Raw genomic sequence first — 16,631 nt, 5'->3', positions numbered from 1 at the left:
CAAGTATAATTTTTATATTCTTGATGTTTTTTAATATTTTTTGTTTAATATATCTAACGAATATAAAACGATAATTTTATTAAAAAAATTCAAAACTTAATATATACTAGGCTTATTTTTGTATAAATTTTGGATAAAATAATATATAATTTAAATACTTATGAACAATATAAATTTAAAAAGAAAAGAAGCATTAATTAGAAATATGATAGCAGATATTTTGTTTAATGAAATAACAAATAAAAATATCATAGATCCAGTTGTTATGGATGTGGAGTTATCATCAGATTTGAGTTATCTAAAGGTTTATGTAAACTTATTTTCTAATAAAGAAAAAGGTTTAATTGCACTTAATAATTCTGCGGGCATGGTGAAAAGAATTTTATCTAAGAGATTAAATTGAAGAAAAGTTCCTTCGATTAAATTTTACTTTGATGATGTATCTACAATTGGTAGCAGAATTGACCAAGTTTTATTGAAAATAAAAAACGAGGAAAATAATAAATAATGATATACGATAAAATTATTAATGCTGATGTTTATCAAACCAAATATTCGTCACTAAATCGTGCTTTAAAATTACTTAAAGAATTTGATTTTAGCACTCTAGATTTTGGTATCACACAAATTGATGACAAAATTAAAATTGTCAAAATGAAGTATAAAGAATTATTTCCGAGGGAAACTTTCGGCGAAATTCATGCTAAAAATGTGGATATACATATTTACGCAGGTGAATGTGATGAAATATTTGGATATGATTTAAATCCTGAATATAACGAACAAAATGTTTTATTACATAAACCCGAAAACGATGTTGTTTTTGTGAATTACAATAATAAAAATAATTATTTGCGTTTGACTAAAGGATATTTTGCTTTATTTTTACCCGGTGAATTGCATTGTCCGCTAATCACTGATAAAACAAAGCGGGAAATAACTAAAATAATAATAAAAATTAATATAGAGGAATAATATGCATACTATTAAAAAAATGATTTTAAAACCAAACTTTTACGATGGCTGAACTGATGTTACAGTTAAAGGTTGAGTTGTTTCTAATAGGGGTAGCAAGAAAATTCGTTTCATTGAAATGAATGATGGTTCAACTGTTAAAAACTTACAAGTAGTTTTTAAGGGTGAACAATTTGATTTTGATTTATTAGATCAATTAAGAAACGGTGCAGCTATCGAAATTAAAGGTTCATTAAATGCGACACCTAATTCTCCACAACCAATTGAAATGAAGGCGATAGAATTAATTGGTTATAAAAACGTTGATGAAGATTTTCCTATTCAAAAACAAGAAATGAAAATTGAAACATTGAGAGAAATACCACATCAAAGACATAGAACTAATTTATTTAGATCTGTTATGTTAATACGTTCAACTCTTGCGAAAGAAGTACATAAATACTTTGATAATAAAGGATTTTATTATATGAATAGCCCTATTATTACAAGCAATGATGGAGAAGGGGCAGGTGAAACATTTTTAGTTGATGATTCATCAAAAGAAGGAAACTTTTTTGGTAAAGGCAATAAGGCAAGTTTGGGTGTTACAGGTCAATTACATGGAGAAAGTTATGCCTTAGGTATGAACAAGATTTATACCTTTGCACCAACTTTTAGAGCAGAAAACTCAAATACCAAAAGACATTTAGCTGAGTTTTGAATGATAGAACCAGAAATGGCTTTTTATGACTTAAATAAAACTATTTTATTAGCAGATGATATGCTTAAAGTCGTTATTAGAAACACTTTATCAATTAATAAATTAGAGATAGAATATTTAAACGAACATATTGACAACAATTTAATTTCACGTTTAGAAAATTATATTAATACACCTCTTAAAATCGTTGATTACAAAGATGCAATTGAAGAATTATCGAAAGTTAAAGATAGATTCGAAAACCAAGATATTAAATTTGGTTTAGACTTAGGAAGTGAACACGAGAAATATTTAACAGATGAACTTTACAAAGCTCCTGTTGCTGTAATCAATTTCCCTAAAGACTTTAAAGCTTTCTACATGTATCAAAATGAAGATGGTAAAACAGTCGCTGCTTTCGACCTTTTAGTACCGGGTGTTGGTGAATTAATTGGTGGTAGCCAAAGAGAAACAAATTACGAAAAATTAGTACAACGTGTAAACGAATTAGGTATTGACCAAGAAGATCTACAATGATACCTTGATTTAAGACGTTTTGGACACATGCAATCATCTGGTTTTGGAGTAGGGTTTGAAAGGCTTGTAATGTACGTTGCAGGTATGGAAAATATTAGAGATACTATTCCTTACCCAAGAACACCAGGAAACATTAAAATGTAATAAAATATCACATAAATATGTGAAAAAAATATATAAATCTAATATTATTAATTAACATTTTACGTAAATGTTAATTTTTATTTTGAAAACCTAAAGTATTAAAATAATTATTAAATATTTAATTTATAACTTGTATATGTGTAGTATAACAGAGCACAAAAGAAATTAAAACATCCTAAAATTATGAAATCTAACAACGTAATAATATCGAAATAGCTATTTAAAATAATATCCATTCATGATATTTAATAAAAATGTTTAAAAAGGTGACTTCGAAAGATTCGAGTGAGTTTACATTAGTTTTAATTATTATAATTATGATGAAACTATTTTTTCAACAACAAATAATGCAATTATTTTTTTCTTATCAAACAGCACTTTATTTTTATGATTTAACAAACAAAATATCGTTTATAAATGAGGTAATAATCGAACAAGATTTTAATACTTAAAGAATTAAAGATAAAGTAATCGTTCATCAAGATGAAAAAGTCTAGGTATAAAAATGGAAATGGGAAATATTGTAAATTTTGACGATATGGATAGAAACACTTTTCAACCTAACTAGAGATAGAAAAAATCAAGATGCAGAAATTTTTCTAAAGTATGAAATAATTATCTTAAAAAAAATAATAAAGATAGTATTGTAAAAAATTAAAACTCCAAATCTAAATTAAATTTGGAGTTTTAATTAAATGTTATTTTTTTACTTAATTTTAGGTACTTTAATCACAAAATTAAGTGTAAACATTAATGTAATTCAACTTGTTGCATATAGGAATGATCCTCATCATTTTATATCTTGTCCTAATAGAATATAGAATTCAAAACTTGCGTTACTTTGATTCACAAACGACAAGTCTTTTAGAGCAAAGTATTTAATTAAATTACTAATTTGTGTAGCAGGAATTAAACTTGATATCTCAGCAAGTGCTCTTGGAAATGTGATTAGTGGAACAAATGCACCAATAAGAAAACCGGCGATTCCGCTTAAAGAAGCGCTTAAGGCACTAAATGCAGCACTATTTGAAACATAGCTAAAAATGAACACAAATATAGCACTATTTAAGATGCATCCAACAATAACGCTAAATCAAATATACATTCCTTTTGCAAACGGAATAGTAGTTTGGTTGTTCACAATAAAAGTTTTGTTTCCTAACATTCAAAAAATACTTATTAGATACATTATTGTCGTAATTAAAATATTTAAAAATATATTGAATAGTAGGTAGCTCAAACGTATGACACTAGTTTTAACGGGTGTCATATACAAATCATTTAATATTTTTCTCTCTGAGTCAGTTACCATAACACTTGATAAACTAATTGCGTTTGTAAATGTGGTTACCGATAAAAGCCCAATCATTAAACTTATATCGGCATATTGGTTTTTAATAATTTCAGGCGTTTGTTTTGGCATTTGGCCAATGTAAATATTTCTTGCAAATAACGCGAAACATAAAAGTACAATCATAGGACTCATAAAGGTAAAGAAAATTCTTTTTTTATCTTTTGCAAAGATTAAGAAATGTCTTTTAAATAAATTGCTTAACTGACTAAACATTTTTACCTCCAAATTGTTCGGTTACATTTAAAAAGACTTCGTCCATTGAACCTTTGAAAAATTCGTAATCTTCAATATGCTTGATGTGTTCTTTAATTCATTTTGAACCTTCATTAAAATCCTTAAATTTAACTGTATAAACATTATTTTCAATTTTAAAATTTAAATTTGACTTTGAAATTGAGTCACTTAATGTGTTTGACATCTTATATATTTTAATGTTAGAACTTGAATATTTTGATTTCAGTTCTGAAGGGGACCCTTCAACTAATTTTTCACCTTTTTGAATTATTATTGCTCTATTACAATTGTTTGCTTCTTCCATATAATGAGTTGTGAGTAAAATAGTTAGATTTCTATCTTTTTGTATTTTACCAAGTATTTCTCAAACAAGTTTTCTAGAATTTGGATCTAGACCGGTTGTAGGTTCATCTAAAAATAAAATCGACGGCTTATGAACAAGTGCTCTAGCTATGTCCACTCTTCTTTTTTGTCCTCCACTAAGTTGAGAGTAATTTCTATTAGCAAAATCATTTAGTTGAAATTCATCAATAATTTCGTCAACGATTTCTTTTGGAGTTTTATCTTTAAAAAAAGACTTATAAAGACTAGCTCTAACTAGTAAATTTTGATATACATTTAATCCGGGGTCTAAAATAGATTCTTGAAACACAATACCTATTTGTTTTCTAATTGAAACTATGTCTTCATCAATATTTTGACCATTTATCAAAACTTCTCCCGCATCACGTTTTAATAAGCCTAAAATAATATTCAATGTGGTTGTTTTACCAGCTCCGTTTAGTCCTAAAAAACCAAACAATTCACCCTTATTCACGCTAAAAGAAATCCCTTTTAAAGCTTTATATTTTTTGAAACTTTTTTCTAAGTTATTTATTACAATAACTTCACTATTTGTTTTGTTTTCTTCATTTGAATTCACATTCCCTCCTATATATTTCTTATTATATAACTTTCAAAAAATATTTTCAAAATGAAAGAATGTTTCAAAAAATCAGGATATTCTCCTGATTTTTAAATATTATTAGAATGTGAATTTTAATTTTAATGCTAATTTTTTATATTCTTCTGCATCTTTATCTTTTTTTAATAATACAAGCAATTTGTAGTTAAATGTAATTGTCTTAACAAGTTCTGATTTAGTTTTTTCAATCTCTTGAGCCGAGTTACCAGGTATACCTTTTTCTCCGCTTAATTGTAGTTTTTCTTTAAATTCTTTGAAGTCTTTATCTTCTTCATTTATTTTAAGTTCACCAAATAAATATTCGTGAACTAATGATTTTTTAAGTTCGGAACTTGCTATTTTGTTGAATTCTTCGTTTAATTCTTCTTCTGTTGTTTTAACAAATGAAAGATATTCTTTTCTCTTTAATCCGTATTGTTTTAATGAATTGTTAAAATCATCTTCCAATTTTTTTATTCTATCTTGTAATAATTGACGATTAATTTCTAGTTTTGACTTGCTAATAATTTCTTCAATAGTTTCTAATTCAAATTGTCTAATTGATTCTAAAAAGAACTCAACTTCTTTTTTATTTTTTAATAATTTTTCAAATTCTTTTAAAGTTTCAACTCCTTCAATTTTGAATCCTTTTACAAAATCATCGTTAAAGTCAAATTTTGAAGGTCTTTTAATTGCGTTTATTGTAACTTGGAATGTTGCTTCTTTGTCTCTATATTCTTTAACAAAATAATCTGCTGGGAATTTAACAACTACATCACCTTTATATCCTGTTTTTTTACCAACTAATTGATCTTCAAATCCAGGAATAAAAGTTTTAGAACCTAATAATAAATCATGTCCTTGAGCTTCACCACCTTCGAAAGCAACGTCATCAATAAATCCTTTAAAGTCGATGTTAACTGTGTCACCTAAAACTGTTTTTTCATTTTTGTCATTAATTTCTTCAAGACCATTGAATTTTTCTGAAATTTCTAATTTTGCATCTTCAACTTCTTTTTTACCTACTTTTTTAAAGTTAAATTTAGTATCGATTCCTTTTAAAGTAAGTTTTTTTAGATCAGGCATCATAGGGAAATTGTAATTAATTACTAAGTCACCGTTTTCTTCGTTTTTAATATCTAATTCATGAAATTGTAAAACTACTGCTAATTTATTTTCTGAGATATATCTAGCAATTTCAGAGAATTTATTTCTAGCTAAGTTATTAATAAGTGTTGTAAAAACATCTTCTTTGTTAACGTATGATCTTAGTTTCTCAATTGGAGCTTTACCAGGTCTATAACCAGGAACTTTAACTTTTTGTGCTTTTTTATCTATTGATTCATTAAATAATTTTTGAAATTCATCTGATTTAATTGTGTATGAAACAACAACTTGAGAATTTTTAACATCTTGTGTATGTTTAATCATTTTACTCCTTATTTTATATTATAAATATAATATAATTTTACATTATTTTTTAACTATTTTTAGTTATAAAATCACATATTTTCATGTGTTCTTTTTTGTTAGAAAGTATTTCTATAATATTTTCAAAAAACGGAACATTTATTTGATTGTTTTTAATAATCTTTTCTAATGATTTAGCAGTCGTAAAACCCTCTACAGTTCCATTTGTTTTTTTTAAAGCTTCGTTTATCCCAAATTCACCAATCATTGTACCGAATGTATAATTTCTACTTTTAACCGATGTGCAAGTTAAAAAAGTATCACCTATACCCGCAAATTGGTAAACAAAATTATTGTCTGAATCATTTGTGAGTTTACGATATATTGTTATCATTTCTTGAATACCAATTGTAATTAAAGCTGCATTTGTATTTTTACTTTCTGTTGTGATGGAAGCTATACCTAAACCTATTGCTAAAACATTTTTTAGAGAAGCAAATAATTCTAAACCTATTTCGTTATTATTTTCAACTAATTTAAAATAATTATTATTAAAATTTTGAATTAATTCTTCGTTGTATTCTTTGTTTTCACCAACAATATTTATAACTGTTAATTCTTTATTAAAAATTTCGATAGCAAAAGAAGGCCCTAAAAGTGTAGCTAAATTTTTTAAGTTTTTATTAAATTTTCTTTTAATAAATTGACTAAAAAAAAGCTCAGTAGAAGGTTCAATACCTTTTGATAAATTAATTAAATTTATCTTCTTAAATTTAATTAATTTGCTTATTTGTTTTAAAACAGATTTTATAGCATTTGAAGGAATTGCAAGAACCACAAAATTGGAATTTAAAACAACTTCAGATAAATCATTTGTAGCAAAAATATTATCTTTATTAAAGAAATTATTTGATCCAAAGTACTTTTGATTATGTCCGTTATTTATGTCCTGAATTTCTTTTTCATCAATGCCATACATAGATATTTTTTTATTATTATAAGATAAAACATTAGCTAGCGCACTACCGTAAGCTCCTGTTCCTATAAAGCCAAAGTCATATTTGTATTTCATAATATATATTATATTCTAATAATCTAAAAAAAGGTATAAAAAAATGGCAGGGGTAGCAGGATTCGAACCCACAACACACAGGGTTGAAGCCTGTTGTTCTACCGTTGAACTATACCCCTAACAATATAAGTGTTAATATTATACATTATTTTTTTATATATAGTAAATTTTATGTTAAAAACTTATGGACAAAGACTTTTTTATAACCTAAAAAAATTTAATAAAAAACGAACATCTTTAAAAAATGTTCGTTTAAAAATTATTTCATGTATTTAGTTGCAAAGTCTTCTTTATCTTCAAAATATTTTCTAACAATAGGTGCAACTTTTTCACCAAATAATCTAATTGAGTTCATAATATCTTTATGGTCCATTGAACCAACTGGTAGGTGAATTAAGAATCTATTTAATTCAACTGTTTCAATTACACTAATAATTTTTTTGGCTACAGTTTCAGGACTTCCAACAAATACAGCTCCATCAGGGCCGATCATTCTTTCGTATCTTTCTTTTGTAAGTTCAGTTCAATGTGGTCTTTCGCTTGCTATACGGTCAACGAATAATTTAACTGGATGTCAATATTTTTGTGCTGCTATTTCATCAGTTTCATCAATATAACCTCATGAGTGAGAACCAACTTTCATGTTTTCGAATGATGGATTTTTATCAGCCTTTGATGCTTCCTTGTAGATTGCACGATATGCTTGTACAAGTGGTTTGAAATCATGTGGATTTCCGCCAATAATTGCATATACAATTGGTAATTTACGTGTTGCAATATCAATTGTTGAGTTAGGGTTTCCACCTGTCGCAACTCAAATTGGCATATTTAATGCTCTTGGATAAACAGGTTTATTTTCAACAGTTTGAGTATATGTTCCTTTTCAATTTAAGTTAATATCACGTTTTATTTCAAGTAGCATATCTAATTTTTCATCAAATAATCCGTCGTAGTCTCTTAATTGGTAACCAAATAGTGGGAATGATTCTGTAAATGAACCTCTACCAACCATAATTTCAGCTCTACCATCTGACATTAAATCTACATGTGCAAAGTTTTGGTATACCCTAATAGGATCGTTTGAAGAAAGAACAGTAACAGCACTTGTTAAAATAATATTTTTTGTTTTAACTGCTCCAGCAGCTAAAATCATCTCAGGGCTAGAAATTGCGAAATCATCTCTATGGTGTTCCCCTACAGCAAAAACATCAAGACCAACTTCGTCAGCTAGCACCATTTCTTCGATTAAATCTTTGATTCTTTTGTGGTGAGATTCGATTTTTCCTGTTGATTCTAATTTAGTTGTCTCACCAAATGTAGAAATACCTAATTCAATTTTCATAATTACTCCTCTAAAAATGTTTTATTTAGTTTCAAAATTTTGCTTATAAGCATTAGGTTGATATTTTTGTAAATATACTAAACCTATTTTTTTAATTAAGATTATATCTATTACCTTTCTGATACTAATTCGACTTGCTTCAGCTGGCGTCATAGAAGCATTTATCTTATTTATTTCTTCATTCATATCAGATTGTGATGCATTTAGTTTAAATTTTTTAATTAAAATTCATTGTGTTACAAATCTATCAAAAATAGTGTTTGCTATTTCTTCAGGTTTTAAATTAGCAATTTTTTGCGGGTCGATTTCCAATATTTTATCTTCGAGAAGCTCAGTTGGAAAATTAAATTTGTTTGGGTTCAATTTGCTTATCTTATCAACAATTTGAAATCCGTATGTTACTAAGCTTTCATCAACCATTCCGCTTTTAATAGTTTGATATACATATTTTTTTGCATCATCTAAATTTTTTATTTCTGGTATTTGAAGTTGATTTACATTATCATCACTCAAAGGAGTTTTAACAACTTCTTTTGCGTTTAATATTTGTATTTCATATGTTTCATCATCGGTAAATTTATATGTAAACTTATCACCTACTTTTTTACCGATTAAAGCATATTCAAGACTTTTTTGATCATTATTATTTGCTATTAATACTATTTTATCTTTTCTATTTATGTTGGCTTTAAAAATCTCTAAACCTACTTCGTTGTTGATTTTTATTTCACCCTTAATATCATTTTTAAAACTGAAGTTTTTTATATAATTTTCAACAAAAGTATTAATTTGTGCATCATAATTGTCCGGTAATTTAAAATCTGGTCTGTCGGTTAAGTCTGAAGTAAAGTCTTTATATTCATCTTCTGTTATATAAAAAACTTTAAATTCAAGTTCAGCTTTTTCAATAGTAATGTTTTTATTAACTAAAATTGGTTGTAAATAGACATTTGCATCTTCGTATTTAGATAATAATTCTTCGTGTAATTTCATTTTTTCAAAAAACACTATTGTTTTAGTTGATTCATCTAAAATTTTTGCTTGGTTTATATCTTTTTGATTTTTTGATTGTAAATAACGTAAAGCTTGGTTTTGAACGTTAATTCAAAATTCTTTTTCTAAAGTTACTTTTCTTGTTAGTGATTTCATTTTTCTCCTTAATATTAAATTAATTTAAGTAATTTGAAGCTCAAATAATAAAATGTGTCGCATTTTAGTTTTTGTTTACTATAAATTGAACGTTAATTAAAAAAGTAACTTTTGCGCTCAAAAAAAGATTACCAAAACCTATTACTCTTAACTTAACGTATTAATTATATCACTTTTTAGCAAAAGAGTTATTTTTTTGCTAAAAAAAGGGGTTTTTTAATGTTTTTTATTTTTAACCATAAAAAATGGTGTCTGCAATAGAAGGTAATATATCTTCTTTTATTATTTTAATTTGTTCTTTTACTTCTTTTATTTTACGACGATTTAATTTTATATTTCTTAAAACGAAGCTATTATCTTTGTTGTATTCTTTAAATGTTGGTAAAAAATCATAGAATTTTATTGCGACCTTTGTATTAATTTGATTTTTTTGTTCAAATATTTTTATAATTTTATCTATTGCATCACCAATTTTTGTTTCCTTATTCAAATTAATATTCTTATCTAATAACTTAAATATGTCATTCATCTTATTTAGTTTTACTTCTTGGTTTCTTAAACTATTTATTATTTTAATATATTTATGTATTTGTTTTTCTATTATTTCTTTCTTTTCGATATTCTTGTGTATAAAAGCTATTTTGTTTACATCATCTTTATTATATTTAGCAATACAATTCATTATTATTGATCTTTCATTTTTTGTTAATATAACTTTGTAATTTTTGTGTTGATGTGAATTTTTAAAATTATTTAATATTAAAATAGCGCCTAAAACCGAACATAATGTTCCGTTTGAAAATTCGGGTTTTATTTTAATGATTGACCCTTTATATAATGCGTCTTGATTTTTTATGCTAGTCATTTTTTCAAAATATTTTTCATTAAATAGTTTTGACGGAACGACTCTATCTATCGATACTCCGTTGCCTTTTTGTATATTTTTAGTCTTGAAACCAAACATAGGTTCAATAATATTATCTTCAAGTGAATTTCCTCAAACTAAGAACTCTATATTGTTTGAGGAAATTTCTAAATTTTTAATTCCTGTTATTCTTCTGATAGAATTAGTTAATTTTTTCTTTATTATTGTTTTTGTTTGATAAATTAAATTTTCTAAATTTCAAATTTTATTTAGCTCAATATGGTCAGTTTCTAAAACTAGATTCCCGTCTTTATAAAAACCCACAGTGTATATGTAAGGAAAATCCATATTATGTGGTGTATCTTTGAAGAATCTTTTTAGGAAATTGGAGGTAATAGCTTCAAAATCGATATAAATTTCTAATTTTTTATTCATTTTTCCTTCTTTAATCTAATTATATTATTTTATTTAAAAACACCATCGAAATGGTGTTTAAGATGATATTTATTATTTTCTTTTAATTTCTTTAAGACGTGCACTTTTACCTTTACGATCTCTCATAAAGAATAATCTTTTTCTACGAACTTTATTTGAACGAACAACTTCAATGTGGGCAATTAGCGGTGAGTGAACTGGAAAAGTTCTTTCAACCCCAACACCGTAAGAAATTTTTCTTACTGTAAATGTTTCTCTTGTTCCTGATTCTTTTTTAGAAATTACTAATCCTTCAAAAATTTGAATACGTTCTTTTTCACCTTCACGAATACGTACAGAAACTTTAACGTTATCTCCTGTTGTAAATGCAGGAATATCTGTACGTAATTGTGTTTTCTCAACAGCTTCAATTAATTTATTTCTCATTTTTAATCCTTTCAATAATATCTGGTCTATTTTTTAATGTCTTTTTAAATTGAAATTCTTTTTTTCAAGCTTCTATTTCTTTGTGGTTTCCGCTAAATAATACTTCAGGAACTTTTAATCCCTTGTATTCTCTTGGTCTAGTGTATTGGGGGTAGTCTAATAATCCGTCCCCTTGAAAAGAATCATAAATATGTGACTCCGCTTTGATTACGTTTGGAACCAAACGTGCTACAGAATCTGCCATAACCATAGAAGGAAGTTCTCCTCCTGTTAAAACATAATCACCTATAGATAATTCAATATCAACTAAATCAACAATTCTTTCGTCAAAACCTTCGTATCTGCCTGAAATAAATGTAATTTGATCATATTTTTTAGCTAAGTCATTCGCTATTTCTTGAGTAAATTTTTTACCTTGGGGCGAAACTAATATTTTATAACCACCTCTATTTGGTAGTGAATCAAGCGCTAAATCAATTGGTTCTATTTGTAATAATAGTCCGTGTCCGCCACCATAAATTTCATCATCAACTTTGCGATGTTTGTTAGTACTAAAAGTTCTAAAATCTACTACATTTATTTCTAGTAATTTGTTTTGAATAGCTTTATTAATAATACTTTCATTAATAAAAGGTTCAAAGTATTTTGGAAATAGAGTTAAAAAATTAAATTTCATATTATATTATTTAGAAGATTTTAATAAGTTAGCAACTGTTAAAGTAGGTTTTGCACCTTGTTTAATTCATTTATCTGTAGCTTCTTTATTTAGAACTAATTCTTTTGTTGAAGGGTTGTAGTGTCCAAGTGCTTCAATAAATTTACCATCACGTGGAGCTCTAGCGTCAGCAGCAACTATTTTGTATACTGGTCTAAATTTGCTCCCCATTCTTTTTAATCTTAATTTTACCATATCACCTCCTAATAAGTGTCAAGCAAAAGTGCTTGACAGTAAATAGTAAATTTATTATATATTATATTTTCATAAAACAAAATATTTTATAAAAATAAAGTTTTAAAATCACAGATTCATTTCTGTGATTTTAATCTTATTCATCATTTAATTTTTCTCAGTTTGGTAAAGTTTTAAATTCTGAATTATCGTATTTATCCGGGTATAAATAACTCAACAACCTCATTCTTTCATAGAATGAACCGGGATTTTGAGTTGTATAACCATCACCTAAAAAGGCATTAGCGTTTGTATCTATTATCATAATATTGGAGTGTGTAAATGATGCTTCGGTTACTAAACCGGTAGCGTTACCGTCTAAATCAAAAACCATACTACCCGATGAACCTGATTGTAAATCAAAGATTAAGGAATTTAAAGGTATAACTGGAAGTTTTGATTTGGCGCCACCATATCCTAATCTTAAAATATCATCGTTACTTATATTTCCTATAATGTATTCTCTATATCTTTTTCTATTTATTGTGTCTGCATTTATTTTTTGTTCAGAAATAGGAAATGCAGCAAGCGATCAATTAAAGTTTACAAGTCTTGATATATGCAAGTTGTGTTTACTTGGTTTTATATTCTTTAATTTCTTTAGTTTTTTAAAGAATTTGAAGGTGTTGTAAGTTTTTTTATCAGTTTTATCGAATCTATTAGAAGTATAAAATAGTTTTTCATTTTTTTCACTGAAATTTAAGTAAAAATCTTTAAAATCTGCAATACCAACGATTAAATCAGCGTTTGAAAGAGAATTATTTGTGTTGTACGCATAAATGTTTCAAGTACTATTAAAATTTATATTTCCATAATTATTTTTAAATTCATGTTCACTATTCGGAAATGCTTTATCATTATGAAAATTAGCAATAATATCTACTTTAATAGTTTCGTTTAATCATTTTTTATCATCAAAAACAGATCCTCTTTTATCAGTGCTTTCAATGTTTCAACCTCCATCAGGTTCGAAAACCTCTATTGGTAAGTTCAAAACATTATTTTTAAATTCTTTGCTTAAAGATTCGCCTCAAACATGTTGATTTGTTGTTATAAAAAATTTATAATCATGCGGGTCGTTGGGGTTAACTTTACCTATAATATCTCATGTTCCTTGTCCAGATTGAGCCCAAGGAGCAAAATTAAAAACTCTATTTCTTGCATTCAAAATATTAGTTTCTGCGTTATTAAAATATGTCCGTTTTGATGATTTGGTCGCATCATTATTAAGGTGAATATAATTATCTTTGAAATTTAATTGCTCGAGATTTACAGATAATATATTGCTTTTGCCTTTTGGAACGTATTTTATTTCACTTCTATTGTTTATATCCAAATCTGCTCAGTGAACAAAAAATAGTGAACTACCTATAAAAGAAGAATTATAACTTGATAAATAATGATCACCTAATCTGTCAAATATTTTCGTTGAAGGATCTTTAGATTCTATATTATATGTTAATTTATTATTTTCTTTATTGAATTCAACGCTAAATTTATATTTATCATTTATCAATTGTTTTAACTTGAATTCTTCTTCCTTACTATTTCTTATGGCTAAATATTCAAAGCTTAGATTTGAAATTAATGGCTTCTTGAGTATTTCTTTATATGGCACCGAAATATAAACAAATGATTTGGACATATTTCTTTGTGAAGTATTATAACTTTCTGCTTGCTCTAAATACCTAACGTAAGGTTCTGGTTCGATTAAATCAATTATTTGTCTTTGTTTTGGATCAAATTCAAACCCTATTTCTAAAAAAGAGTCTTCAATATGCTTATCTAAATTATGAAATTGTGATAAATCTTTTGTTATTGATGCTTTAGTAAATTCATCATTAATTTTTCAATCTAGATCATTAATTATTTCTCTTGGTGATATAAAGTGTGTTTCTACTTTTTGACCATTTTTAACTAAATTAAAAGAATTTGTTTTTTGTGAAAGTTTTTCTTTTAGTTCTTTTGAAATTGAATTTTCATAAAGTGAAGCTTGGCGCTTGTATCATTTTTCTTTATTATAATTAACTATAGCATAATGATTTTGTATTTTGTACTCGATATTTTTATCGTTTGAAGACTCTTTTTTAAATAAATTATTTTTTGTTTCTCCCTCTATTTCTCCGTAAATAAAATTATTATCCGTATTATCATATTCAAAATTAAACAAAAATGATTTATTTTTTAATTTTGATAAAGAATTTTCAAAATTTTCACTTCCTAAAAATGCGTTTAACGTATATTTGTCGACTATTTTAATTTCTTTTAATTCATATTCTGTATTTTCATAAAATCCGTTTAAAGTGAATTTTTTAAGTTTTGTAAACGGGACGATAACTTTATTCTTATCTAAAAATAAATTATGATATATGCTTTGATTATTTGTTTCATTCATTATTTTTGTTTTACGTTCAAATATTAGTTCTAAATTTTTATTTTTAAATAATTCTAATTCTTCTTTTTTAAAATCAAACATAATTGAACCATATATATTTTTGTTAGATAAAAATATATCAAATTTACTAATTTCAAAATTCTTAATATTTTTTAAATTATTAAAAACATTATTTTCATCGATTTCATAATTTCATAATTGGTCTTTATATCCGATTTTGGTTATTATAAATTTAGTTATATCTTCGGGTAATGAAATGTCTTGAATCTCTAGTCAGTTATTATTATTTATATCTAATTTATAAATATTAGAAAAATTCGTAAATGGATCTAAACTTTTAACTTCTATTTCTATGTTTTTTATATTTGTGTCACTAAAATTAATTTCTAATTTACTATTATTGTAATTAATTTTATTAATAATGGGTTTGTTATTAATAAAATTCACCTTACCTTTAATGTTAATTTTTGGTATTTTATCTAGTCTCGACCAAACATTTTCATTATTCTTTATTTCTATGCCAAGAATTCTATATATATTTCTTGGATCAAATTCTTCAGTGTTAGCTTTAATCTTTGTTATTTTTATATTGCTATTTTCCGGATTACTATAGATTTTTTCGTCAAAATTAAAATTAAAATATTTAATTTCTCCGTTGTTTTTTAAAGCAACTAATCTCATTTCTTTCCTAAACTCTGGTTTTTGTCCGTTTTTAGTTGAAAAAAATAAAGAAAATGTGTGTAAGTTTTGAGATAATTCTCATGTTTCTCAACGTGTGTTATTTGTGATTATTATATCATCAGATAACTCGCTAGATTTATTAAATAATATAATTTCATTTTCTGAAATAAAATTAAATGATTTGTTTCCGTTTTTAATATCAATTAACTTTACATATTTGTTTTTTTCTAAGTTGGATATTTTTACTGAAAATATTTTATTTTTAATTTTAATATTGTCTAAATTTATTTCTTCTCTAATGTTATTTTCTCCATAAGTATATATTAGTTTAAATCTATTTAAATTATCTACTTGGTAATTTATTTTAAAAATTAATTCTAATGAATTGTTGCTAAATTTACTATCTTTTAACTCGAATCTAAGATATTTTCTTTTATCAATTGTTGAGTTTTTATAATTAGTTTTTGATTTAGATATCAATCAATTATTATATGTTTTAAATAATTCGTTATTTTCGTCAAACTCACTTAAATTTTTAATATTTATTGGAGTTTTATAAATATAGGGTTCAGTTAGATCATAATTGTATGAAAGCATAATTTCTTTTTGAGTATTGTTAGAAATAGTTTTATTGTTTTGTAATTTATTTGGTTTATTTCTCTCTAAATCTGTATTGTTTGTAGAATTATTCTTATCAATTTTGTCTTTAACTTCTTTTTCATTTTTCTCTAAATCTGTATTTTTATTTAAAGTAATATTAGAATCTTTATCTAAAATTTTATTCTTGTTTTTTTCTTTATCTAGTTTATCATTATTTATCTTATTATTATCTTTAACACCATCATTAGAATTATTTCTTTGATGCAATGTTGAATATGTTTTTGAACAAGATATTGCAATTAAGGGAACGCTTGTCAAAAATAATGATATTCCTAAAATAATTTTTCTCTTTCTCATTTTTTCTCCTTAAAATATGAACAATTATATACCTTTTAAATTTATATAAAAATATCAGAATTATAAAAATCGCAAGTTGTATGT

14 protein-coding genes and 1 tRNA gene are annotated in these 16,631 nt (G+C 25.5%); 3 read left to right on the top strand and 12 right to left on the bottom strand.

The genetic code is table 4. The annotated features are described in order from the left end of the window. Nucleotides 1–160: 160 nt before the first annotated feature. From rbfA to asnS, 3 genes are read left to right on the top strand one after another with little or no spacing between them, the layout of a single operon-like run. Nucleotides 161–508 (top strand): 30S ribosome-binding factor RbfA, encoded by a 348-nt coding sequence (gene rbfA / locus KQ876_RS02980; protein ID WP_205852213.1) that lies wholly within the window; start codon nt 161–163, stop codon nt 506–508. Further along, entirely contained in the window at nt 508–975 is a 468-nt protein-coding gene (locus tag KQ876_RS02975; protein ID WP_205852728.1) for a YhcH/YjgK/YiaL family protein, read from the top strand. Before rbfA ends, KQ876_RS02975 begins: the two co-directional genes overlap by 1 nt. 1 nt (nt 976) lies before the next feature. After that, complete coding sequence (gene asnS, locus KQ876_RS02970; RefSeq protein ID WP_216490207.1) at nt 977–2,335, top strand: asparagine--tRNA ligase; 1,359 nt, start codon at nt 977–979, stop codon at nt 2,333–2,335. Between the two features lie 706 nt (nt 2,336–3,041). On the opposite strand, the gene KQ876_RS02965 is transcribed toward asnS, so the two are convergent. The 12 genes from KQ876_RS02965 to KQ876_RS02910 all read right to left on the bottom strand — a co-directional run bounded on the left by KQ876_RS02965 (nt 3,042) and on the right by KQ876_RS02910 (nt 16,547). Then, a complete protein-coding gene (locus tag KQ876_RS02965; protein WP_205852726.1) occupies nt 3,042–3,902 on the bottom strand; it encodes an ABC transporter permease in 861 nt (286 codons plus the stop codon). After that, nucleotides 3,895–4,845 carry an ABC transporter ATP-binding protein gene (locus tag KQ876_RS04455; RefSeq protein ID WP_216490203.1) on the bottom strand — a complete coding sequence of 317 codons (951 nt, stop codon included), beginning with the start codon at nt 4,843–4,845 and terminating at the stop codon, nt 3,895–3,897. Before KQ876_RS04455 ends, KQ876_RS02965 begins: the two co-directional genes overlap by 8 nt. Before the next feature lie 102 nt (nt 4,846–4,947). Next, the gene (tig, locus tag KQ876_RS02955; RefSeq protein WP_216490201.1) at nt 4,948–6,297 is read right to left on the bottom strand and encodes a trigger factor; all 1,350 of its coding nucleotides are present in this window, start codon (nt 6,295–6,297) and stop codon (nt 4,948–4,950) included. 49 nt (nt 6,298–6,346) lie between these two features. Next, complete coding sequence (locus KQ876_RS02950) at nt 6,347–7,348, bottom strand: NAD(P)H-dependent glycerol-3-phosphate dehydrogenase (protein ID WP_205852724.1); 1,002 nt, start codon at nt 7,346–7,348, stop codon at nt 6,347–6,349. Between the two features lie 44 nt (nt 7,349–7,392). Further along, nucleotides 7,393–7,467: transfer RNA gene (locus KQ876_RS02945), tRNA-Trp, on the bottom strand. A gap of 140 nt (nt 7,468–7,607) precedes the next feature. Then, nucleotides 7,608–8,690 (bottom strand): LLM class flavin-dependent oxidoreductase, encoded by a 1,083-nt coding sequence (locus KQ876_RS04065; RefSeq protein WP_205852220.1) that lies wholly within the window; start codon nt 8,688–8,690, stop codon nt 7,608–7,610. Nucleotides 8,691–8,711: 21 nt separating this feature from the next. Further along, on the bottom strand, nt 8,712–9,839 hold the full coding sequence (locus tag KQ876_RS02935) for a trigger factor-related chaperone (RefSeq protein ID WP_216490199.1): 1,128 nt from the start codon (nt 9,837–9,839) through the stop codon (nt 8,712–8,714). Between the two features lie 232 nt (nt 9,840–10,071). Continuing rightward, the gene (locus tag KQ876_RS02930; RefSeq protein WP_216490197.1) at nt 10,072–11,139 is read right to left on the bottom strand and encodes a hypothetical protein; all 1,068 of its coding nucleotides are present in this window, start codon (nt 11,137–11,139) and stop codon (nt 10,072–10,074) included. Between the two features lie 72 nt (nt 11,140–11,211). Continuing rightward, entirely contained in the window at nt 11,212–11,565 is a 354-nt protein-coding gene (rplS, locus tag KQ876_RS02925) for a 50S ribosomal protein L19 (protein WP_205852223.1), read from the bottom strand. Continuing rightward, nucleotides 11,555–12,241: a tRNA (guanosine(37)-N1)-methyltransferase TrmD gene (gene trmD / locus KQ876_RS02920; protein WP_205852224.1), complete on the bottom strand. Its 687-nt coding sequence runs from the start codon at nt 12,239–12,241 to the stop codon at nt 11,555–11,557. Before trmD ends, rplS begins: the two co-directional genes overlap by 11 nt. Before the next feature lie 6 nt (nt 12,242–12,247). Further along, complete coding sequence (gene rpsP / locus KQ876_RS02915; RefSeq protein WP_205852225.1) at nt 12,248–12,475, bottom strand: 30S ribosomal protein S16; 228 nt, start codon at nt 12,473–12,475, stop codon at nt 12,248–12,250. 136 nt (nt 12,476–12,611) lie between these two features. Further along, complete coding sequence (locus tag KQ876_RS02910; RefSeq protein ID WP_216490195.1) at nt 12,612–16,547, bottom strand: hypothetical protein; 3,936 nt, start codon at nt 16,545–16,547, stop codon at nt 12,612–12,614. Between the last annotated feature and the right edge of the window lie 84 nt (nt 16,548–16,631).

Origin of the sequence: Mycoplasma sp. CSL7491-lung, assembly GCF_018913965.1 — a bacterium.
In the GTDB taxonomy this organism is placed as follows: domain Bacteria; phylum Bacillota_I; class Bacilli_A; order Mycoplasmatales; family Metamycoplasmataceae; genus Mycoplasmopsis.
This window is presented reverse-complemented; position numbering and strand designations above follow the sequence as displayed.